The sequence below is a fragment of the Pseudomonas sp. UC 17F4 genome, from assembly GCF_900101695.1.
Lineage (GTDB): Bacteria > Pseudomonadota > Gammaproteobacteria > Pseudomonadales > Pseudomonadaceae > Aquipseudomonas.
The window spans coordinates 189309-210571 of record NZ_FNKV01000001.1; the positions used below are offsets into that span (position 1 = coordinate 189309).

Genomic DNA, 21263 nt, shown 5'->3' on the forward strand with positions numbered 1-21263 from the left:
ATCATTTCAGGTTCTGGCGCAGCAGCAAGGTGCCGCCACGCTGGGTAAATTCAAGTTGTTTCAGGGCACTCATGCCCAGTAAAACCTGTTCGCCATCGAGCCCCGGCACCACCAGCGCGCGCACATTGCGCAGGAGGATATCGCCCAGCTGCAGCTGGTCCAGGCGCGTGCGGTAGCCCTGGGTGCGGCCATTGGCGGTGCTCAACATCACCGGCGCGCCGCGCTCCAGGCCTAGCTTGCCAGCCAGGGCTTCGGGGATCGCCACGTCGGTCGCCCCGGTATCGAGCAGAAAATGTACCGTCTGGCCGTTGATCCGGCCATCGGCGACGAAATGCCCCTGGCCGTTGCCGGCCAGTTGCACTTCGATGTAACCCTCGCCGTGTTGCGAGGTGACCACGGCATTGGGGTTGGCCTGACGCTGCTCCCATTCGCCGAAAAAGCGCGTGGCCAGGAACAATCCGGCCGCCCAGGCCAGAATCAGCAGTACCCGGCCAGCACGCTTGCCCGGCGGCTGGCTCACGATTTGCCACTCCAGCCGCCGGCCGGCGCGGCAAAGCGCCAGACAATCGGTCGCGATTCGCCGTCCTGGCGGGTCGCACCGTTGTTGTCCAGGCCAATCCAGGCGCCCTTGTCATCGATCACCAGCGCCTCGGCCAGGCCGAATGGCTGCGAGTAACGCCGGGGTTCGGCCAGGGCATCGGCGGCAAACGACCAGCAGCGCTCGACCTTGGCTGTCTGCGCATCACGCCGGCAAATGCGATAGGCGTTGCGCTCCAGGGTAAAGAGCTTGTCGTTGAACAGGGCTAGGTCGGCAAAGTCGCGCGACACCGGGCGCGGCCTGGGCATCTGCGGCGGCTGCATCTCGACCCCGGCTTCGCTGAGCAGCACACAACCGTTGCCGCAGTTCCAGGTGGTCTGCTGGCGGTTGATCAGCAGCAGGCCGCGGCGCTCGCGCTCGGCCGCCAGCCAGATACGGTCGCCGGCCGGGCTCACCGCCAGGCCTTCGAACAATGCATTGAAGTGCAGCAACATGCCGCTGGCCCGCGCCTGGCGGACCATGCTCGGGTCGATTTTCAGCCAGTTGGGCGCGCCTTCCATTGGTACCTGCAGCACGGCCGCATGGGCTTCACTGACCAGGTAATGGTTGCCGGCGGCATCACAGCTGATGCCTTCGAAGTCCAGCTCGCCGCCGCGCACCTGCGCGGCAGCCCAGGTGCGCGAGCGCAAGCCCCAGGGCAAACCGCTGTCCGGTACCGGCGGTACCTCCATGTGCAGCGCTTCGGCTTGCCAGACGGCAGCCGAGGTATCCAGGCGGTAAAGCAGCTCGTCATCGCGGTCGGAAACCGCCCACAGCCCGCCTCGGCATTCGCTCAGGCCAGACAGATTGCCGCCACGCATGCCCTCGACCGGGTGTTCGGCAACCAGCTTGAGCTCCGGCCACGGCGCGGCCAGTGCCGGAAGCGTCAACAGCGCCAGAGCCGCAGTCAGGGCCACACGTATCAAGCCAGGACCTCGGCCAGGTTGCCTTTGGATTCCAGCCAGCTCTTGCGATCGCCGGCGCGCTTCTTGGCCAGCAGCATGTCCATGATTTCGCGGGTGCCGTCCAGGTCGTCGAGGGTCAGCTGGACCAGGCGTCGGGTGTTCGGGTCCATGGTGGTTTCCCGCAGTTGCGGCGGGTTCATCTCACCCAGGCCCTTGAATCGGGTGACCTGCGGCTTGCCGCGCTTCTTCTCGGCCACCAGGCGGTCGAGGATGCCGTCGCGTTCGGCTTCGTCGAGGGCGTAGTAGATTTCCTTGCCCAGGTCGATGCGGTACAGCGGTGGCATGGCCACATAGACGTGGCCGGCTTCGACCAGCGGGCGGAAATGCTGGACGAACAGCGCGCAGAGCAAGGTGGCGATGTGCAGGCCGTCGGAGTCGGCGTCGGCAAGGATGCAGATCTTGCCGTAGCGCAACTGGCTCATGTCGGCAGCGCCGGGATCGACGCCAATGGCCACGGCAATGTTATGCACTTCCTGGCTGGCCAGGACTTCGCCGCCATCGACTTCCCAGGTGTTGAGGATCTTGCCGCGCAGCGGCAGGATGGCCTGGAACTCTTTGTCCCGCGCCTGCTTGGCCGAACCGCCGGCCGAGTCACCCTCGACCAGGAACAGCTCGGCACGCATCGGGTCCTGGCCGGCGCAGTCGGCCAGCTTGCCCGGCAGTGCCGGCCCCTGGGTGACGCGCTTGCGCTCGACCTTCTTGCTCGCCTTCAGGCGCCGGCCGGCGTTGTTGATCGCCAGCTCCGCCAGCTGCATGCCCACCTCCGGGTGAGCGTTGAGCCACAGGCTGAAGGCATCCTTGACCACGCCAGAAACGAACGCGGCAGCCTCGCGCGAGGACAGGCGCTCTTTGGTCTGCCCGGAGAACTGCGGCTCCTGCATTTTCATCGAAAGCACGAAGCTGATGCGCTCCCAGACGTCTTCCGGCGCCAGCTTGACGCCGCGCGGCAGCAGGTTGCGGAACTCGCAGAACTCGCGCATGGCATCGAGCAGGCCCTGGCGCAGACCGTTGACGTGGGTACCGCCCTGGGCCGTGGGGATCAGGTTGACGTAGCTTTCCTGGACACTGTCGCCGCCTTCGGGCAGCCACAGCAGGGCCCAGTCGACCGCCTCTTTGTTACCGGCCAGGCTGCCGCAGAATGGCTCGTCGGGCAGGCGCAGGAACTCGCTGACCGAGTCGACCAGATAGGAGCGCAGGCCGTCTTCGTAGTGCCACTCGACCTTCTCGCCGGTGCCTTTGTCTTCGAAGCTGACCAGCAGCCCCGGGCACAATACGGCCTTGGCCTTGAGCACGTGCTTGAGGCGGCTGATGGAGAATTTCGGCGAATCGAAATACTTGGGGTCCGGGGCGAAGTACACGCTGGTGCCGGTGTTGCGCTTGCCAACGCTGCCGACTACTTCAAGCTCGGTGGCCTTGTAGCCATCGGCGAAGGTCATCTGGTACTCGTTGCCGTCGCGCTTGACCTTGACCCGCACCTGGCTGGACAAGGCGTTGACCACCGAAATACCCACCCCGTGCAGGCCGCCGGAGAACTGGTAGTTCTTGTTCGAGAACTTGCCACCCGCGTGCAGCTTGGTGAGGATCAGCTCGACCCCGGACACGCCCTCTTCAGGGTGGATGTCCACCGGCATGCCGCGACCATCGTCGGACACTTCCAGGGAATGGTCGGCGTGGAGGATCACCTGCACCGACTTGGCGTGCCCGGCCAGGGCTTCGTCGACACTGTTGTCGATCACTTCCTGGGCCAGGTGGTTCGGCCGGCTGGTGTCGGTGTACATGCCCGGGCGCTTGCGCACCGGGTCAAGGCCGGAGAGGACTTCGATGGCGTCTGCGTTATAGGCACTAGCGCTGGGAATGGCCATGGGTTCTCGTCGTCAGTCGTGGGTGAAAATAGGTTATCAAAATACAGAAAAATCGAGTGTTTGATACTGCTGCGGGGCAATGCCGGCAAAGCTCAGCAGGGCTGGCAGGCGTTCGGCAAAGCCCTGGAAGCTGTGATCGCCACCGGCCTGGATGCGCAGTGCACAGGCACGGTAGAACTGCTCGGCCTGGCGGTAGTCCAGGGTTTCATCGGCGGTCTGCAGCCACACTTGAAAGCGCCCGGCATCGGTCGGCGCCGGCACTTCCAGCTCGGCCAGAGCCTGCACGTGGTCCAGGGTCAGTTCCCAGGTTTCGCCGGTATAGAGGTTCTGCTGCGGCCCCAGGTAGCCGTCGAACAGCCGGTGCGGGTTGATCGCCGGGTTGACCAGCAGGGCCTTGAGCCCGTGGCGCTCGGCCAGATGGGTGGCATAGTAGCCGCCGAGCGAGCTGCCGACCAGTAATGGCGATTCGAGCTCGGCAATCGCCGCCTCAAGCTGGGCGATGGCCTGGCGCGGGTGATGATGCAGGGCCGGCACGCGCAGGCGCTCGGCCAGCCCCAGCTGGGCCATGACTGCTACCAGCTGGCTGGCCTTCTTCGACGACGGCGCGCTGTTGAACCCGTGAATATAGAGAATCGAACCCGACATGCCGCCCCCGATGCGCCTTGAATGCCTGGATCGCCAGGCAGGAAAGCGCGCATTTTAGCCTGTTAGACGGCAGATGCAGCAGTTTCAGCGATTTGGCAACACTTAATAGCCGTCGCCTTCGTAGTCGACGGTGAATTCGAAGTCGCTGACCCGCGACACGCCGGTGTCGATCGAGCCGTCCGCCTGCAGGCGCAGCCAGCGGTAGCCGGGGGCCTGCTCGCCGACTTTGAAGTCTTCGCTGCGCGGCTCGAACTGGATGCAGGTCGAGGGTGAGGCCAATAGCCGCACGCCGTCGCGAACCTGGTCCCACTCCTGGTGAATATGGCCCCAGAGCAAGGCCCGTACCTGTGGATAACCTTGCAGCACAGCAAACAGTGCGTCGGCGTTGCGCAAGCCGATCGGCGCCATCCAGGCGCAGTCGATAGATACCGGTTGGTGATGGAAACAGATCAGGTGATGGCGCTCGGGCGCTTCGTCCAAGGCGCTCTTTAGCAACCTGAGCTGGCCGTCATCGAGCAAGCCCGGCACCGAACCGGCCACCGCCGAGTTGAGCATGAGGATTCGCCAATTGCCGATATCCACCTGCGGATCAAGCAAATCAGTGCCCTGCGCCGCCTGTTCCATTGGCAGCGGCTCGTCATGGTTGCCGGCGAGCCAGCGCGCGGGGGCCTCAAGGCTCGCGGTCAGGTCACGAAAACAGCGGTAGGACTCGACCGAACCATCCTGGGACAAATCGCCGGTGGCCAGCAGCAGGTCGATCCGCGGCTGCTCGTCGCGTACCCGCTCGATCACCCGCTGCAGGCTGTCGCGGGTATTCATGCCCAGCAGCGTGCCTTGCGCGTCGGCAAACAAATGACTGTCGGTCAGTTGCACCAGGTACACCGGCGCGTCGCTAGGGGGGATCGATGGTTGCGGCAAGGGCCGACTCCTTGAACGGATTCAGCGCGATTATGGCGGCTGGCGGGCGTTGAGCAAATACTCGAAAACGACCGTCATCACATTTCAGCGAACGACGGCCAACTCATGGCCACAGGCCAGGCAATGGCTCAGCCATTCACCGAGGAACAGATTCAGCTGGGCCTTTTCGTCCGGCTGGTGCATGGCCGCATTGGGGTACGGATAGATACTGCGAAAACGCCGGGCGTGCTCGGCGCTGACCACTTCGGCCATGCGCGCGTCGTGGTAGACCTGCACCTCCAGCTGCGGCACCGGCAGCCAGGGCAGGCTGTGCTCCTGGCGCACGCGCAAAGTGGTGGTGTAGGGACAGGCGAGCACTACATCGAGGACCAGCACGCCAAGCATCTGGTCGCCCTGGGTCATGCCGATCCGGCGCGAGCTCTGGGTGCTGCGCATGTCGGGCAGCAGGCGCATCAGGCGCGCATAGTTGGCCTCGCAGGCAGCCTGCAACCCGACCAGATCTACCCGGTAGCGCTCGCGCAGCAGATTCACGACCATAGCCCCCTGACTTCAGCGCGGTTCAAGGCCAGCCATTGCAAGGCAATGATGGTTGCCGCGTTGGCAATTTTGCCGTCGCGCACGGCCTGCAGCGCATCCTCGAACGCCCAGACCTTCACGCGAATATCCTCGCCTTCTTCTTCCAGCCCGTGCAGGCCACCGGCCCCAACGCTGCTGCAACGGCCCAGGTAAAGATGCACAAACTCGTCGCTGCCGCCCGGTGACGGGAAATACCGGGTCATCGGCCACAGCGTACTGAACACCAGCCCAGCTTCCTCCTCGGCCTCACGGTGTGCAACTTCTTCCGGTTGTTCGTCCTTGTCGATCAGACCGGCGACCAGTTCGATCAGCCAGGGGTTGTCGACCTTGCCGATGGCGCCGACGCGAAACTGCTCGATCAGCACCACTTCGTCGCGCTGGGCATCGTAAGGCAGCACACACACCGCATCATGGCGCACGAACAGCTCGCGGCTGATCTCACGACCCATGCCACCGGCGAACAGCTCGTGGCGCAGGCGCACCTTGTCGAGGCGGTAGAAGCCCTTGTAGCAAGTGGCCCGATCGACGATCTCGACCTGGCTGGGCACAGCGTTGTTGAACGTGTCAGACATGGGAATCCTCATTACCTCATTTACCGCATCGCGCCATCCTAACCTGCGTACCGCTGCGTTTCACCTCTTTAAAGATACCGTCCAGGCTGCGAGGATAGGCACCCCGCTGGTCTATTCAGCTTAGTGGCGAACTGAAGGCCTTGCCGACGGTCTAAGTCCGATCACCTTTGCCTTACAAGGATCATCATGACGCTTGTGAAACTGACTTCCGTGGCCGTGCTGGCCCTGGCCCTTGGCGCTTGTCAGAGCCTGTTCCAGCCCAACATGCGCACGCCGCTGGAGGTCAAGCGCGACCGTTGGGAGCACATCAAGCCCGGTTGCAGCAATGCCGATTGCCCGCTGGTCAACATCGACACCATCCACTTCCCGGCCAACCCCAAGCTGGACGGGATCGTCGAGAAACGCCTGCTGCAACTGACCCAGGACAACGAGCGCAGCGCCCTGCCCAGCTCGCTCAAAGCCTACGAAGAGCAGTTCATGGCCAGCGCACAAAGCCGCAACAGCAGCTACCTGCAAGCCAAGGTACGCGAGCAGCATGACGGACTGGTGATCATCGAACTGTCCAGCTACCTGGACACCGGCGGCGCCCACGGCATGCCCGGACGCGGCTTCATCAACTATTCGCGCCAGCAGGACAAGGTACTGAGCCTGCAGGACATGCTGGTGCCGGGCCAGGAAGCGACCTTCTGGAAGACCGCCGAAGAAGCCCACAAAGGCTGGCTGATCAGCACCGGCATGGACAAGGACGCCGAGTTCGTCAAGACCTGGCCGTTCCGCCAGACCCCGCACATCGCCCTGACCTACGGCGCGGTGGTGCTGAAGTACGAGGTCTATGCCATCGCCCCGTACTCCATGGGCCATATCGAGCTGAAAATCCCCTACCCGCGCCTGAACGGCGTGATCAGGCCGGAGTTGTTTCCCGGTCGCGGCTGACTGCCGGCGCGGCGGCCCAATAGACCACCCCTGCCAGCAGCAAGGCCGGCAGGGTCGAGCCGACGTTCGGCGCGTAGTGCGCCAGCAAATGGTAAGCCGCTACGCCAATCGCCCAGGCCAGCAATGCCGGCCAGTGCAGGCTGTGGATCGGGCTTGAGTCGCTGTGCCGGCGGCGGACGATGAAGTGATCGACCAGCACCACGCCGAACAGCGGCGCGAACACCGAGCCGATCAGCAACAGGAAGTTCTGGTACTGCGCCAGCGGCGCCAAGCTGGCGATCAGGGTGCACAGCACGCCAATGGCCAAGGCCAGGTGCTCGACCTTCAAGCGCAGCAGAAAACCTGTGGAGACCGCCGCCGAGTGAATATCGGCAAAGGCTTTTTCCGACTCATCGAGCAGGATCAGCAGCAACGGAATGCCCAGACCGGCGCCAGCCAGGGCCAACAGCAAGGTATTGACCTCGCCCGCCGGAGCAAAGGCCAGGGTGTAGGCCACGCCCAGGCTCATCATCCACACGTTGCCGATGAAATAGCCCAGCGCCGTGCCGGCAAACACCCGGCTGGCGCGCTGGCTGAAGCGTGAGTAGTCGGCAATCAATGGCAGCCACGACAGCGGCATGGCAATGGCGATATCAATGCCAATCGCCAGCGGCATCGAACCATCGCCGGCGCGCGCCCACAGCGCGGCCAGATCGGCCTTGGCAAACAGGTTCCAGGTCAGCCACAGGCAGGCGCCGATCAGCAGCCAGATGCCCCACTTGCGCAAAATCTTGCGCACGAAGGTCAACGGCCCGCTGACCGCCAGCAAGGTGGCCAGCGCGCCGAAGCACAAGGTCCACAGCAACGGATTGGTCAGCACGCTGCCTTCGCCGAAGGCGCGCTCGCCAAGCAGGCTGGCGGCATCGCGCATGACGATGATTTCGAACGAGCCCCAGCCGATCAGTTGCAGGAGGTTGAGCATGGCTGGCAGACGCGCGCCATTGCTGCCCAGGCTGCGGCGCAGGGCGGCCATCGACGACAGGCCGGTATCACTGCCGATGACCGCGACCGCGGCGAGCAGCAGCACGCCGACGCTGGTGCCGACGATGATCGCCAGCACAGCATTGGCCAGGCCCAGGCCGGGGCCGAGCAAAGCACCGGTCTGCAGCACCATCAGGCCGATGCCGAGGGAAAACCACAAGGAACAGAGGTCGCGGCCGCTGAGCACGCGTTGCTCGGCGCTGACCGGGTGATCGGGGGAAAACTGGCTGGGTGTGCTCACGAGTGTGGTCTCGACAGGAGGAAATTTGTTGTTCTTTTGCGCCTATCGCGGGGCAAGCCCGCTCCTGCAGTGGGAGCGGCGGTGCGGCGACCCGACTTGACCCGCGAAACGGGTTACACCTTTTTGTACAACTGGCTGCCTTCCTGGCGGAACCGCTCGGCCTGCTCGCGCATGCCATCCTCGACTGCCACGTCCACCGCTTCGATGCGCTGGTTGGCAGCGTATTCACGCACTTCCTGGGTGATCTTCATCGAGCAGAACTTCGGCCCGCACATCGAGCAGAAGTGCGCGACCTTGGCCGAATCCTTGGGCAGGGTCTCGTCATGGAAACTGCGTGCGGTGTCCGGGTCCAGGCCGAGGTTGAACTGGTCTTCCCAGCGGAATTCGAAGCGCGCCTTGGACAGTGCGTTGTCGCGGATCTGCGCGCCGGGATGGCCCTTGGCGAGGTCGGCGGCATGGGCGGCGATCTTGTAGGTGATGATGCCGGTCTTGACGTCATCCTTGTTCGGCAGGCCCAGGTGTTCCTTGGGCGTCACGTAGCAGAGCATGGCGCAACCGAACCAGCCGATCATCGCCGCACCGATGCCCGAGGTAATGTGATCGTAGCCCGGGGCAATGTCGGTGGTCAGCGGGCCAAGGGTGTAGAACGGCGCTTCGTCGCAGCATTCGAGCTGCTTGTCCATGTTCTCCTTGATCAGTTGCATCGGCACGTGGCCCGGGCCTTCGATCATGCACTGGACGTCATGCTTCCAGGCGATCTTGGTCAGCTCGCCGAGGGTTTCCAGCTCGCCGAACTGCGCTTCGTCGTTGGCGTCGGCAATCGAGCCCGGACGCAGGCCATCGCCGAGCGAGAAGCTGACGTCGTAGGCCTTCATGATTTCGCAGATTTCGTCGAAGTGGGTGTAGAGGAAGTTCTCTTTGTGGTGCGCCAGGCACCACTTGGCCATGATCGAGCCACCGCGGCTGACGATGCCGGTGACGCGCTTGGCGGTCAGCGGCACATAGCGCAGCAGTACGCCGGCGTGGATGGTGAAGTAGTCAACGCCTTGCTCGGCCTGTTCGATCAGGGTGTCGCGAAACAGCTCCCAGGTCAGGTCTTCGGCCACGCCATTGACCTTCTCAAGGGCCTGGTAGATCGGTACGGTACCGATTGGCACTGGCGAGTTGCGGATGATCCACTCGCGGGTTTCGTGGATGTGCTTGCCGGTGGACAGGTCCATCACCGTGTCCGAGCCCCAGCGGATGCCCCAGGTCAGCTTGGCCACTTCTTCTTCGATGGACGAGCCCAGGGCGCTGTTACCGATGTTGCCGTTGATCTTCACCAGGAAGTTGCGGCCGATGATCATCGGCTCCAGCTCCACGTGGTTGATGTTGGCCGGGATGATCGCGCGGCCGCGGGCGATTTCTTCGCGGACGAATTCGGCGGTGATTTCTTTCGGGATGCTCGCGCCGAAGCTGTGCCCGGCATGCTGTTGGTCAAGCAGGCCGGCGGCACGGGCTTCTTGCAGCTTCATGTTTTCGCGGATGGCAACGTATTCCATCTCGGCGGTGATGATGCCCTGGCGGGCGTAGTGCATCTGGCTGACGTTGGCGCCGGCCTTGGCCCGGCGCGGATTGCGCACGTGGGCAAAACGCAGCTTGGTCAGCTCGGCATCGGCCAGGCGCTGCTGGCCGAAGTCCGACGACAGGCCGGCCAGGCGCTCGGTATCGCCACGGGCGTCGATCCAGGCCGAGCGTACGTCGCCCAGGCCCTTGCGCACGTCGATGATAACGCTAGGGTCGGTGTAGGGGCCGGAAGTGTCGTAGACCAGTACCGGGGCGTTGGCTTCGCCGCCGAAGTCGGTCGGGGTGTCGTCGAGGCTGATTTCACGCATGGGCACGCGGATGTCCGGGCGCGAGCCTTCGACATAGATTTTGCGCGAGCGGGTGAATGGCTGTACGGATTGTTGATCGACCCGGGCCGATTCACTCAGATTGGTATATTTTTCTTGTTTACTCATCACAGGCTCTCCAGACGGCTTCCTAGCAGTGGAATGTCGGGGAGAACCTGAAAGGCACGGACGCACCATGGGTGGTGCTGTGCCAAATGCGCGGTGATGCCTGCAGCTGTGGTGGCTGACTCGACATTCCCGGACCTGGCACAAGAGACTCGCCGGGAAAGCGAGAAATCTTGTTCCCTACGCAGGCGCTAACCTGATCAGGTTCAACGGGATCCGGATTATCCGATCTCAGCCTCAACACAAGGCACCCCGACAAGAACGCGGCCAGTCTAAGCTGGAGTGGCATACAAAGCCAAGCACCTGGACATGGACACGATAAATGGCGCAAATAGCGGATTGTTGCAAAATGGCTGCGCAACTACACTCACCAGTTCAGAAATTCTCACCGTTCAAGGATTGCCCTATGCTGCGCAAACTTTCACTGGCCCTTGCCGTGTCTTGTGCTACCAACGGAATGGCCTGGGCAGCGGACGTGCCCCTGTCGGCGAAGACCGACCTGGTCAGCGTCTATCAGGAAGCCGTGAACAATAACGCCGACCTGGCGGCCGCCCGCGCCAACTACGGCGCCCAGAAGGAAGTGGTGCCCCAGGCCCGTGCCGGCCTGCTGCCGAACCTTTCGGCCGGCGCCGAAATGATGAACAACCGCACCAAGATCGACAGCCCTTCGATTACCGCCAACCGCAGCGGCAACTCCTGGTCCGCGACCCTGGCCCAGCCGGTCTTTCGCGCTGATCGCTGGTTCCAGTTGCAGGCGGCCGAAGCGGTCAACGAACAGGCGGCACTGGAGCTGTCGGCCACCGAGCAGAACCTGATCCTGCAAAGCGCCGAAAACTATTTCGCCGTGCTGCGCGCCCAGGACACCCTGGCCTCGACCAAGGCCGAGGAAGCGGCGTTCAAGCGCCAGCTCGACCAGTCCAACGAGCGTTTTGACGTTGGCCTGTCGGACAAGACCGACGTGCTGCAGTCCCAGGCCAGCTACGACACCGCCCGGGCCAACCGCATCGTTGCCCAGCGCCAGGTCGACGACGCCTTCGAGGCGCTGATCACCCTGACCAACCGCGACTACAACTCGGTGCAGGGCATCGTCCACACCTTGCCGGTGCAACTGCCGGTGCCGAACGACGCCAAAGCCTGGGTCGAGACTGCCGGCAAGCAGAACCTCAACCTGCTGGCCACCAACTACGCGGTGAGCGCCGCCGAAGAGACCCTGCGCCAGCGCAAGGCCGGGCACGCGCCGACCGTCGATGCGGTAGCGCGCTACCAGAAGGGCGACAACGACAGCCTGGGCTTTTCCAACCCCAACCTCACCGGGCAGAACTACAGCGGCGATGTCGAGCAGACCAGCATCGGCCTGCAGTTGAACATTCCGATCTACAGCGGCGGCCTGACCAGCTCGCAGGTACGCGAGGCTTACCAGCGCCTGAGCCAGAGCGAGCAGCAGCGCGAGAGCCTGCGCCGCCAGGTGGTGGAAAACACCCGCAACCTGCACCGCGCGGTGAACACCGACGTCGAGCAGGTGCAAGCGCGCAAGCAGTCGATCATCTCCAACCAGAGCGCCCTGGAAGCCACCGAAATCGGCTACCAGGTCGGTACCCGCAACATCGTCGACGTGCTCGATGCCCAGCGCCAGCTGTACACCTCGGTGCGTGACTACAACAACACCCGCTACGACTACATCCTCGACAACCTGCGCCTGAAGCAAGTCGCCGGCACCTTGAGCCCGCAGGACCTGAGCGATTTGAGCCGCTACCTGAAACCGGACTACAACCCGGACAAGGACTTCCTGCCGCCAGACCTGGCAGCAGCGGCCAAGGCCAACTTCGAAGCCCGGCCCTGAAAAGCATCGCGGGTAAAGCCCGCTCCTACTGTAGGAGCGGGCTTTACCCGCGATGACGTCAGAGCAAGCGCCCCAAGCCTTCAAGCAAGCGCTGCAAGGCGCCCTGGTTGGCCTTCATCACCGCCAACCCCGCCGCGCCCATGCGCTGCGCATCCCGCGGCAACTCAATCAGGCGGCGAACTTCGGCCGCCAGCCCCTGGGCATCATCGACTTCCTGCAAGGCGCCGGCCTCGCGCAGCATCGCCGCAATTTCCAGGAAGTTGAACAGATGCGGGCCACTGAGCACCGGCAGCGCCAGCGCCGCCGGCTCCAGCAGGTTGTGCCCGCCATTGGCCACCAGGCTGCCGCCTACGAAGGCGATATCGGCCAGGGCATAGAGAAACAGCAGCTCGCCCATGGTGTCGCCAAGCAACACTGCGGTATCAGCCGCGACCGCTTCACCACTGGAACGGCGCACCGTCGGCAACTGCCCGCGGCACAGCTCGAACACGCTGTTAAAGCGCTCCGGGTGACGCGGCACAAGGATCAGCAAGGCGTCGGCATGGTGTTCGCGCAACTGCCGGTGGGCGGCGAGAATGATCGGGTCCTCGCCTTCATGGGTACTGGCCGCGATCCATACCGGTCGCTGGCCGGCCTGCCACTGCTCACGCAGGGCACGGGCGCGCGGCAACAGTTGCTCGTCAATGCTCAGGTCGAACTTGATCGAGCCGGTTACCTGCACGCATTCCGGTCGCGCGCCCAACTGGCGAAAGCGCTGGGCTTCGGTTTCGGTCTGTACCGCGATCAGGCTCATCTCGGCCAGCATCGGTCGGGTCAGGCCAGCAAAGCGCGCATAGCCCCGCGCCGAACGCTCGGACAACCGCGCATTGGCCAGGGCCACCGGAATACCGCGCTTGGCGCACTGATGAATGTGGTTAGGCCACAGCTCGGTCTCCATGATCACCGCAAGCCTGGGCTGCACGTGATCGAGAAAGCGCCCGGCGGCCCAGGGCAAGTCGTAGGGCAGGTAGCAGTGCTGGATGCGCGGCTCGTCGGCGAACATCGCCCGCACCCGCTCAGAACCGGTCGGGGTCATGCAGGTGATGGTGATCGGCAGCTGTGGATAAGCCTGCAGCAAGGCGCGAATCATCGGCGCGGCGGCAATGCTCTCGCCCACCGACACCGCGTGCACCCAGATGCCGCCCCTGGCCATGGCCGGCAGCTTGCAGGCAAAACGCTCGGCGATGCGCTGCCCATAGGCCGGCGCCTTGCGCGAACGCAGGAACAGGCGCAGCGCAACCAGCGGCAGGCCCAGGTGAAACAGCAAGGTATAGAGGGTTCTGTTCATGGCGCCGAAGTGTACTAGCCAATGGCGCGCAAGTGCACTGCGAAGCGTTCGGCCAACCACTGCGCGGCGGGCCCCAGTGGCTCGTCACGGCGCCACACCAGCTCGACCACCAGTGCTGGCGGTGTCCATTCGCTGGCAAGCTCGACCATCTGCGCCTGGTAGGTGGGGTACTGCACCACATGCCGCGGCAACCAGGCCCAGCCCAGGCCACGCATCAGCAATTCGGCCATGGCGTAGAAGCTGTCGGCGCGCCAGATCTGCGGGCTGATCGGCTCGCCACCGGGGTAGCCGCTTTCCTGCGGGGTGATCAGCAACTGGCGGTGGCGGGCCAGGTCCTGACGACTGACGCGCTCAAGACGGGTCAAGGGATGATCCACGGCGCAGGCAGTAACCATCTCGATCCGCCCCACCGCCCGGCGCTCGAGGGATACCGGCATCTGGTCATGGTGGAACAGCAGGCCAAGATCGGCGCGCCGCTCGATCAGCTTGCGCGCCACGTCGCCCTGGGCGCCGCTGGCCATCTGTACTTCGAGCAAGGGAAACTGCCGGGCCAGCTCATCGAGGCTGTCGATCACCGGTTGATAGGGCATGGCCTCATCCTGGGCCACCCGCAATTGCGCCTCTTGCCCGCGCATCAGCGCCAGGGCCCGGCCATCCAGGCGCTCGCACTGGCGCAGCAGCTCGCGGGCATCTTCCAGCAAGGTTGCGCCGGCTTCGCTCAGGCGCGGCTGGCGGCCGCTGCTACGCTCGAACAGGGTCACCCCCAGGTCAGCCTCAAGCAAAGCGATGCCGTTGCTCACCGCCGATTGCGCCTTGCGCTGTTCACGGGCTACTGCCGAGAACGAGCGCAGCTCGGCGACCCGCACGAACATGCGCAACTGCTCCAGATTCCACTGCTCGGCCATCAACCTATCTCCAGAAAAGATAGGTAATGACTTTACCCCATTCAGGCTTGCTCTAGAATGCCCAGCCAGAACAGAGGATCACCGTCATGAATGCCTACACCTACCTGGCTATCGCCATCTGCACAGAAGTCATCGCCACCGCCTCAATGAAAGCCGTCAAGGGCCTGAGCACGCCCCTGCCGCTGCTACTGATGATCTGTGGCTATGCGGTGGCGTTCTGGATGCTGACCCTGGTGGTGCGCAGCATTCCGGTGGGCATTGCCTATGCCATCTGGTCGGGCCTGGGCATCGTCCTGATCAGCATCGCCGCGCTGGTGATCTACGGCCAGAAGCTGGACCTGCCGGCAATGCTCGGCATGGCCATGATCGTCGGCGGCGTGGTGGTGATCCAGGTCTTCTCGAAAACCGCCGGGCATTGATCGGCAACAGGTGCAATGGCTCACAGGCTGTATACTGGGCGTCTGTCCACGCTTGTGAGGTTCATGCATGCCAACCGTAATTTCCACCGATGTGCTGATCGTCGGCGCCGGGGTCGCAGGCCTCTGGCTCAATGCCCGCCTGCGCCGGCTCGGCTATTCGACAGTTCTGGTGGAACGCGCCAGCCTCGGTGGCGAGCAGACCCTCAAATCCCAGGGGATCATCCACGGTGGCGCCAAGTACGCGCTGCACGGTGCCCTGACCGGCGCCTCGGAAGCCATCGCCGACATGCCCCGGCGCTGGCGCGAGGCCCTGGCCGGCAATGGCGAGCTGGACCTGTCCGGCGTGCGCCTGCTGTCCGAAGCCCACTACCTGTGGTCACCTGGCACCCTGGCCGGCAACCTCACCAGCTTCTTTGCCAGCAAGGCCGTGCGCGGCCGGGTCGATCAGGTCAAGGGCGAGCAGTTGCCACCCGCCCTGCAGGACCGTGCCTTCAAGGGCAAGGTCTATCGCCTGGCCGAATTGGTCGTCGATGTGCCAAGCCTGCTCAACAAGCTCGCGGAACTGGCCGGTGACAGCCTGCTTGCCGGGCAAAGCATCGAACCGTTTGAAGAGAATGGCGAACTGGCCGGCCTGCGCGTCGATGGCCGCGAAATTCGCGCCCAGCGCGTGGTGCTCAGCGCCGGTGCCGGCAACGCCGCCTTGCTCGAAGCCTTGGGCCTGAGCCAGCCAGCCATGCAGCGCCGGCCGCTGCACATGGTCATGGCCAAGGGCGCCAGCCTCAAGCCGCTGTACGCCCATTGCCTGGGCGGCGGGCCGAAGCCGCGCATCACCGTCACCAGCCACCCGGGCGCCGATGGCCAGTGGGTCTGGTACCTGGGCGGCGACCTGGCCGAAGCCGACGGCGTAGCCCGCGAGCCTGAAGCGCAGATTGCCGCGGCGAAAAAAGAAGTCAGCAACCTGCTGCCCTGGATCGACCTCAGCCAGGTGCGCTGGGCCACCGTGCGCATCGACCGCGCCGAGCCTGCGCAATCGGGCCTGGTGCGCCCCGACAACGCCTTCCTCGCCGAGCAGCAACGCCTGCTGGTGGGCTGGCCGACCAAGCTGGCCCTGGCGCCGGACTTCAGTGACCGGGTGCTGGCCAACCTTGAGCGCGACGGCATCAAGCCAGGCGGCCAGCCGGCCCTGCCCGAATTGCCGCGACCGCCCATGGCCCTGCCGGTGTGGGAGCAACTGCTGCCATGAGCCTGCCGAGCCTGCACGATTTGCATCGGCCCCTCGGCAGTACCGGTCTGACGGTTTCGCCACTGGGCCTGGGCACGGTCAAGCTTGGCCGCGACCAGGGCGTCAAATATCCCAGCGGCTTCACTATTCCTGACGACCACGAAGCACGGATGCTGCTGGCCCAGGCTCGCGAGCTGGGCATCAACCTGATCGATACCGCACCCGCTTATGGCCGCAGCGAAGAACGCCTCGGCCCGCTATTACGCGGCCAGCGCGACCAGTGGGTGATCGTCAGCAAGGTCGGCGAGGAGTTCGAGGACGGCCAGTCGCGATTCGACTTCAGCGCAGCGCACACGCGCTTTTCCATCGAGCGTAGCCTCAAGCGCCTGGAAACCGACTGCATCGACCTGGTACTGGTGCATTCCGACGGCAACGACTTGCACATCCTTGAGCACGAGGAGGTTTACCAAACCCTCGAAGCCCTCAAGCAGGAGGGCAAGATCCGTGGTTTCGGGCTGTCTGGCAAAACCGCAGCGGGCGGTCTCAAGGCGCTCGAGCGCGGCGATTGCGCCATGGTCACCTACAATCTGAACGAGCAGGCCGAACGGCCGGTGATTGATTACGCCGCCAAGCACGGCAAGGCGATCCTGGTGAAAAAGGCCCTGGCCAGCGGCCATGTGTGCCTTAGCCCCGGTGTCGACCCGGTGCGCGCCAGCTTCGAACTGCTGTTCGCCCACCCCGGGGTCAGCAGTGCTATTGTCGGCACCATCAATCCGCTGCACCTGGCCCATAACGTGGCAACCGTTGCCAAGGTGCTGCGCCGCTGACACTCACGCCGCCGCCGCGGCCGACCCCAACGCAAGACGGAGCCGACATGCCGCGAACGCTGATCCGCAAGAACCCGAGCAACTTCAAGACCCTGCCCTTGCACGTCGAGGCCAGCCCCGAAGGGCTGGTGTACCAGAGCATCGGCATGCCGCTGAACTTCGCCCAGACCCTGCAACGGCGCAAGCCGATCCAGGTTGCCGACAGCCAGCACTTTGCTGTCGAACTGGCCAACCTCGGCGTCTCGGTGCGCCTGACCCTGCGCTGGCAGAACCGCGATTACTGGGTGCTGGTACGCCAGCGCCGCCAGGACCGTGGCGATGTCGTGCTGAAACTGATTTCAGGCTATGTGCCGGCCCAGGAGCTGAACCTGCCGCTGCATACGGCAATTCAGGAGGTGGCCGAGGAATGCCTGCTGGAAACCCCGGAAGGCTGGCTGGGCGGGCGCTTCAACGATACCTGGCTGCCGGCGCCCTACGCCGACGCCCTGCACTACCGCGAAGCCCTGCCCTTTGTGCTGACGCCGCAGTCCGGCGCCGCACGGCCGGTACGCTGCGCCAACCTGCAATTGCTGGAACGGCCACGGGCATATGTGCACTTGCCAACTGCCTCGCTGCAACTGATCTACGACCTGTGCCTGCAAGTACCACGCGAGGCCAAGTCACTGAGCCTGTTCCACGTCGACGAACGCCTTGAAGGCGACCAACTGGTCGCGCGCCTCAACCGTAAACGCCCCGACCTGTACCTGATGCCGCTGGAAGACGGCCAGCCACGCGCCGAGCTCTACACCCTGAGCAAGGATCGCCTGGTGCCGGCCAGCACCCGCGGGCTGTACCTGGCAGAAAGCTTTGCCCAACAGGATGGCTGGCTGGTCAGGGATGAGCGGATTCGCTGGAAGGATTGGGTCAGGCAGCAAGGCCTGACACCCGCAAAACCGGACAGCGGCTTGAAGCGGCTGACCGGCAGGGCGAGGGAGTTGTTGCAGATGGCGCGTGGCGGGCTGCGCAAGTAGAACCGAGTGCGGGGCGACTTGCCCCGCGATGCTTCAGTTCTTGCGGATCTTCTCGACGATGGCGGTGGTCGAGCTGTTTTCCACCAGCCCCAGCACCTTCACGGTACCGCCGTAGGCCTTGACGATGTCGGCGCCGACCACCTGGTCGATGCCATAGTCACCACCCTTGACCAGCACATCCGGCTTGACCTGGCTCAGCAGGTTTTCCGGGGTACCTTCAGGGAAGCTGATCACCCAGTCCACGGCGCCGAGGCCAGCGAGTACGGCCATGCGCCGGTCAACGCTGTTGATCGGCCGGCCCGGGCCTTTAAGGCGGCTGACCGAGGCGTCGTCGTTGACCGCGACGATCAGGCGATCGCCCTGGGCCCGGGCCTGCTCCAGGTAGGTCACGTGGCCGGCATGGAGAATGTCGAAGCAGCCGTTGGTGAAGACGATCTTCTCGTTGTGCGCGCGGGCATCGTCGATGGCCAGCAGCAACTGGTCGAGGCTCAGTACGCCACGCTCGGAACCCTCTTCGCGCTGGATCGCGCGGCGCAGCTCGGGGGCACTGATAGCTGCAGTACCCAGCTTGCCCACCACGATACCGGCGGCAAGGTTTGCCAGGCCGACCGCATGAGGCAGCTCTTCACCGGCAGCGATGGCGGCGGCGAGGGTCGAGATCACAGTGTCACCGGCACCGGTCACGTCGAACACTTCACGGGCCCGGGCCGGCAAGTGCAAGGCCGGGTGATCGGGGCGCAGCAGGGTCATGCCGTGCTCGCCACGGGTCACCAGCAAGGCACCCAGTTCCAGCTCGCTCATCAACTGGGCGCCCTTGGCCACCAGCTCGGCCTCGTCGGCACAACGGCCAACGATGGTTTCGAACTCGCTGAGGTTCGGGGTGATCAGGCTGGCGCCTCGGTAGATCGAGAAATCCTTGCCCTTGGGGTCGGCCAGCACCGGAATGCCTTTGGCGCGGGCGGCCTGGATCAGGCTCTGGTGGTTTTTCAACGCGCCCTTGCCGTAGTCCGACAACACCAGCACCTTGACGCCGTCGAGCAAGGTATCGACCTCGGCGCCCAGGGACAGCGGGTCGGTGGCGAAGGGTTCTTCGAAATCGATACGCAGCAACTGCTGGTGGCGGCTCATGACCCGCAGCTTGACGATGGTCGGCTGATGGGCGATACGCTGGAAGATCGAGCGCACACCGGCAGCCTGCAGGCTGTTGGCCAGGCTGTCGGCAGCCTCGTCCTGGCCGGTCACCCCGACCAGCGCCGCCGGCGCGCCAAGGGCAGCGATGTTCAAGGCGACGTTGGCGGCACCGCCCGGACGGTCCTCGATCTGTTCGACCTTGACCACCGGCACCGGCGCTTCAGGTGAAATCCGTGAGGTACCGCCATGCCAGTAGCGGTCGAGCATGACATCGCCCACCACCAGTACCGGGGCTTGATCGAAACGCGGCATGGACAACTTCATGGGCAACCCATATACAAAATAATTAACAGGGGCAGGATATTAGCACAGGCAAAGCGACGGCTTGTTTACCGCCTTGTTGCCAGGCATTCCAGGGAAACGCTGCCGGGGCACAAGGCCCCGGCGCGGTTGACTCAGGTGATGTCGACCTTGGCCGGCTCGTCCAGGCCCATGGCGTGCAGCCTGGCGTAAAAGCCGTTGGCTGCCAGCAGCTCGGTATGGGTGCCACGCTCGACCAGCTTGCCCTGGTCCATGACCAGGATCATGTCGGCCTTCTCGATGGTCGACAGGCGGTGGGCGATCACCAGGGTGGTGCGGCCTTTCATCACATGATCCAGGGCTGCCTGGATGTGTCGCTCGGACTCGGTATCCAGGGCCGACGTGGCCTCGTCGAGAATCAGCAATGGCGCATTCTTGAGCAACGCCCGGGCAATCGCCAGGCGCTGGCGCTGGCCGCCGGAGAGCAGCACGCCGTTTTCACCGACCTGGGTGTCGAAGCCTTGCGGCAACTGCTCGACGAACTCCTTGGCATAGGCATCGGCGGCAGCGGCTTCGATCTCGGCCCGCGGCGCCCCGGCCAAGTCGCCATAAGCGATGTTGTTGGCCACGGTGTCGTTGAACAGGGTCACGTGCTGGGTCACCTGGGCGACGTGCTTGCGCAGGTTGCGCAGGCGGTAGTTCTCGATCTCCACGCCGTCGAGGAGGATCTGTCCGTCATCGTGGTGATAGAAGCGTGGTATCAGTGCCGCCAGGGTCGACTTGCCGCTACCTGAACGCCCCACCAGGGCGATCATCTGCCCGGGCTCTGCGGTAAAGGAAATATCGGTCAGCACCTGGCGGTCAGTACCCGGATAGGTAAAGTTCAGGTTGCGCACCTCGAGACGCCCGACCACACGGTCCAGCTCGACGGTGCCGCTGTCGACCTCCGGCGCCTCGTCCAGTTGCTCGAAGATGCTTTCGGCACCGGCCAGGCCTTTCTGGATGGTCGAGCTAACCTCCGACAACTGCCGAATCGGCTTGGGCAACAGGCCCGCTGCGGTAATGTAGGCTACCAGGTCACCGGCAGTAGCCTCGCCGCGCAGGAACAGCACCAGGAACATCAATGCCGCCATGGCGGTGTAGATCACCAGTTGCAGCATCGGCGTGTACACCGCGCCGGTCTTGGTCATGCGCAGCTGCTTGTCAGTGTTGCTCTGGCTGGCGTTGGCAAAGCGCTGCTGCTCGTAGCTCTCGCCACCGAAGCTGCGCACCACGCGGTAGCCCTGGATGGTTTCCGAGGCAACATGGGTGACATCGCCCATGGCCACCTGGATCTTCTTGCTCTGCTTACGGAATTTCTTGCTCGCGGTACCGACCATCACGGCGATGATCGGCAGGATCGCCAGCATCACCAGGGTCAGTTTCCAGTTCATCCACAGCAGGTAGATGAACAGGAAGACCACGGTCAGGCCTTCGCGGATCACCACCTTGATGGCATCGGTCGCAGCACCGGTGACCATGGTCACGTTGAAGGTGATGCGCGAAATCAGGTGGCCGGAATTATGGCTGTCAAAGTAGCGGTTGGGCAGCACCAGCAGCTTGTTGAACAACTCGACCCGCAGGTCGTGAACCAGACCCAGGGAAACCTTGGCCAGGAAGTAGTTGCCCAGGAACGAGCCCAGACCCTGCCAGGCGGCGATCAGCACGATCAGCAGCGGCACGGCCTGCAGCAGTTGCAGGTCCTTGAGATACGGCACGTTGGGGAACAACACCGCCTGCGGGTTGCTCAAGCCATCGACGAAGTACTTGAGGATGCCGGCCAGCATCGGCTGGGTCGAGGCAAAGATCACGAAGCCGATGATACTCAGCAGAAAAATGCCGATATACGGCTTCACGTAGCTCAGCAGCCGGAAGTAGATTTTCAGGCTGGAGCTCTGCTCCGCCTCTCGCGGTGTTTCGGCCATCGTCGAGCTCGC

At 64.1% G+C, this 21263-nt stretch carries 19 protein-coding genes and 1 riboswitch; of the genes, 6 read left to right on the forward strand and 13 right to left on the reverse strand.

Translation table 11 applies throughout. From position 1 onward, the window contains the following. Position 1 precedes the first annotated feature (1 nt). The 7 genes from BLR26_RS00860 to BLR26_RS00890 form a co-directional block, all read right to left on the reverse strand. Positions 2-520, reverse strand: a complete 519-nt coding sequence (locus BLR26_RS00860) for a retropepsin-like aspartic protease family protein (RefSeq protein WP_045193755.1) — start codon at positions 518-520, stop codon at positions 2-4. Next, positions 517-1503: an esterase-like activity of phytase family protein gene (locus BLR26_RS00865; protein ID WP_045193756.1), complete on the reverse strand. Its 987-nt coding sequence runs from the start codon at positions 1501-1503 to the stop codon at positions 517-519. The genes BLR26_RS00860 and BLR26_RS00865 overlap by 4 nt, the downstream gene beginning before the upstream one ends. After that, positions 1500-3404, reverse strand: coding sequence for a DNA topoisomerase IV subunit B (gene parE, locus BLR26_RS00870; RefSeq protein ID WP_045193757.1), 1905 nt, complete (start codon positions 3402-3404; stop codon positions 1500-1502). The genes BLR26_RS00865 and parE overlap by 4 nt, the downstream gene beginning before the upstream one ends. 36 nt (positions 3405-3440) lie before the next feature. Further along, positions 3441-4049 carry a YqiA/YcfP family alpha/beta fold hydrolase gene (locus BLR26_RS00875; RefSeq protein ID WP_045193759.1) on the reverse strand — a complete coding sequence of 203 codons (609 nt, stop codon included), beginning with the start codon at positions 4047-4049 and terminating at the stop codon, positions 3441-3443. Positions 4050-4151: 102 nt separating this feature from the next. After that, positions 4152-4967, reverse strand: a complete 816-nt coding sequence (cpdA, locus tag BLR26_RS00880) for a 3',5'-cyclic-AMP phosphodiesterase (RefSeq protein WP_093376759.1) — start codon at positions 4965-4967, stop codon at positions 4152-4154. An 84-nt stretch (positions 4968-5051) separates the two neighbouring features. Beyond that, positions 5052-5504 carry a DUF1249 domain-containing protein gene (locus BLR26_RS00885; RefSeq protein WP_045193762.1) on the reverse strand — a complete coding sequence of 151 codons (453 nt, stop codon included), beginning with the start codon at positions 5502-5504 and terminating at the stop codon, positions 5052-5054. Next, positions 5495-6115: an NUDIX domain-containing protein gene (locus tag BLR26_RS00890; protein ID WP_093376764.1), complete on the reverse strand. Its 621-nt coding sequence runs from the start codon at positions 6113-6115 to the stop codon at positions 5495-5497. Before BLR26_RS00890 ends, BLR26_RS00885 begins: the two co-directional genes overlap by 10 nt. A gap of 186 nt (positions 6116-6301) precedes the next feature. Here BLR26_RS00890 and BLR26_RS00895 point away from each other — a divergent pair, with 186 nt between their 5' ends. Beyond that, complete coding sequence (locus tag BLR26_RS00895) at positions 6302-7048, forward strand: RsiV family protein (protein WP_093376769.1); 747 nt, start codon at positions 6302-6304, stop codon at positions 7046-7048. Here the strand turns inward: BLR26_RS00895 and cytX are convergent. Then, complete coding sequence (cytX, locus tag BLR26_RS00900) at positions 7017-8309, reverse strand: putative hydroxymethylpyrimidine transporter CytX (protein WP_093376774.1); 1293 nt, start codon at positions 8307-8309, stop codon at positions 7017-7019. The genes BLR26_RS00895 and cytX overlap by 32 nt on opposite strands. A gap of 113 nt (positions 8310-8422) precedes the next feature. After that, positions 8423-10309 carry a phosphomethylpyrimidine synthase ThiC gene (thiC, locus tag BLR26_RS00905; protein ID WP_093376779.1) on the reverse strand — a complete coding sequence of 629 codons (1887 nt, stop codon included), beginning with the start codon at positions 10307-10309 and terminating at the stop codon, positions 8423-8425. Positions 10310-10466: 157 nt separating this feature from the next. Further along, a riboswitch (TPP riboswitch) is annotated at positions 10467-10571 on the reverse strand. 141 nt (positions 10572-10712) lie between these two features. Between thiC and BLR26_RS00910 the strand changes: the two genes are divergently transcribed. Further along, positions 10713-12146 (forward strand): TolC family outer membrane protein, encoded by a 1434-nt coding sequence (locus tag BLR26_RS00910; protein ID WP_093376783.1) that lies wholly within the window; start codon positions 10713-10715, stop codon positions 12144-12146. 58 nt (positions 12147-12204) lie between these two features. On the opposite strand, the gene waaA is transcribed toward BLR26_RS00910, so the two are convergent. Both waaA and BLR26_RS00920 read right to left on the reverse strand, forming a co-directional pair. Beyond that, entirely contained in the window at positions 12205-13473 is a 1269-nt protein-coding gene (gene waaA, locus BLR26_RS00915) for a lipid IV(A) 3-deoxy-D-manno-octulosonic acid transferase (RefSeq protein ID WP_093376786.1), read from the reverse strand. 14 nt (positions 13474-13487) lie between these two features. Beyond that, positions 13488-14378: a LysR family transcriptional regulator gene (locus BLR26_RS00920; protein WP_045193769.1), complete on the reverse strand. Its 891-nt coding sequence runs from the start codon at positions 14376-14378 to the stop codon at positions 13488-13490. An 86-nt stretch (positions 14379-14464) separates the two neighbouring features. On the opposite strand from BLR26_RS00920, the gene BLR26_RS00925 reads away from it, so the two are divergent. From BLR26_RS00925 to BLR26_RS00940, 4 genes are all read left to right on the forward strand, one after another. Then, positions 14465-14797, forward strand: coding sequence for a DMT family transporter (locus tag BLR26_RS00925; RefSeq protein WP_093376790.1), 333 nt, complete (start codon positions 14465-14467; stop codon positions 14795-14797). Positions 14798-14864: 67 nt separating this feature from the next. Further along, complete coding sequence (locus BLR26_RS00930) at positions 14865-16040, forward strand: NAD(P)/FAD-dependent oxidoreductase (RefSeq protein ID WP_093376795.1); 1176 nt, start codon at positions 14865-14867, stop codon at positions 16038-16040. Then, entirely contained in the window at positions 16037-16846 is an 810-nt protein-coding gene (locus BLR26_RS00935) for an aldo/keto reductase (RefSeq protein ID WP_093376798.1), read from the forward strand. Before BLR26_RS00930 ends, BLR26_RS00935 begins: the two co-directional genes overlap by 4 nt. 47 nt (positions 16847-16893) lie before the next feature. Beyond that, a complete protein-coding gene (locus BLR26_RS00940) occupies positions 16894-17856 on the forward strand; it encodes a hypothetical protein (RefSeq protein WP_045193775.1) in 963 nt (320 codons plus the stop codon). 33 nt (positions 17857-17889) lie between these two features. Here BLR26_RS00940 and hldE read toward each other — a convergent pair whose 3' ends face one another. After that, positions 17890-19311: a bifunctional D-glycero-beta-D-manno-heptose-7-phosphate kinase/D-glycero-beta-D-manno-heptose 1-phosphate adenylyltransferase HldE gene (hldE, locus tag BLR26_RS00945; RefSeq protein WP_045193776.1), complete on the reverse strand. Its 1422-nt coding sequence runs from the start codon at positions 19309-19311 to the stop codon at positions 17890-17892. A gap of 131 nt (positions 19312-19442) precedes the next feature. Next, on the reverse strand, positions 19443-21251 hold the full coding sequence (msbA, locus tag BLR26_RS00950; RefSeq protein ID WP_045193777.1) for a lipid A export permease/ATP-binding protein MsbA: 1809 nt from the start codon (positions 21249-21251) through the stop codon (positions 19443-19445). Positions 21252-21263 lie beyond the last annotated feature (12 nt).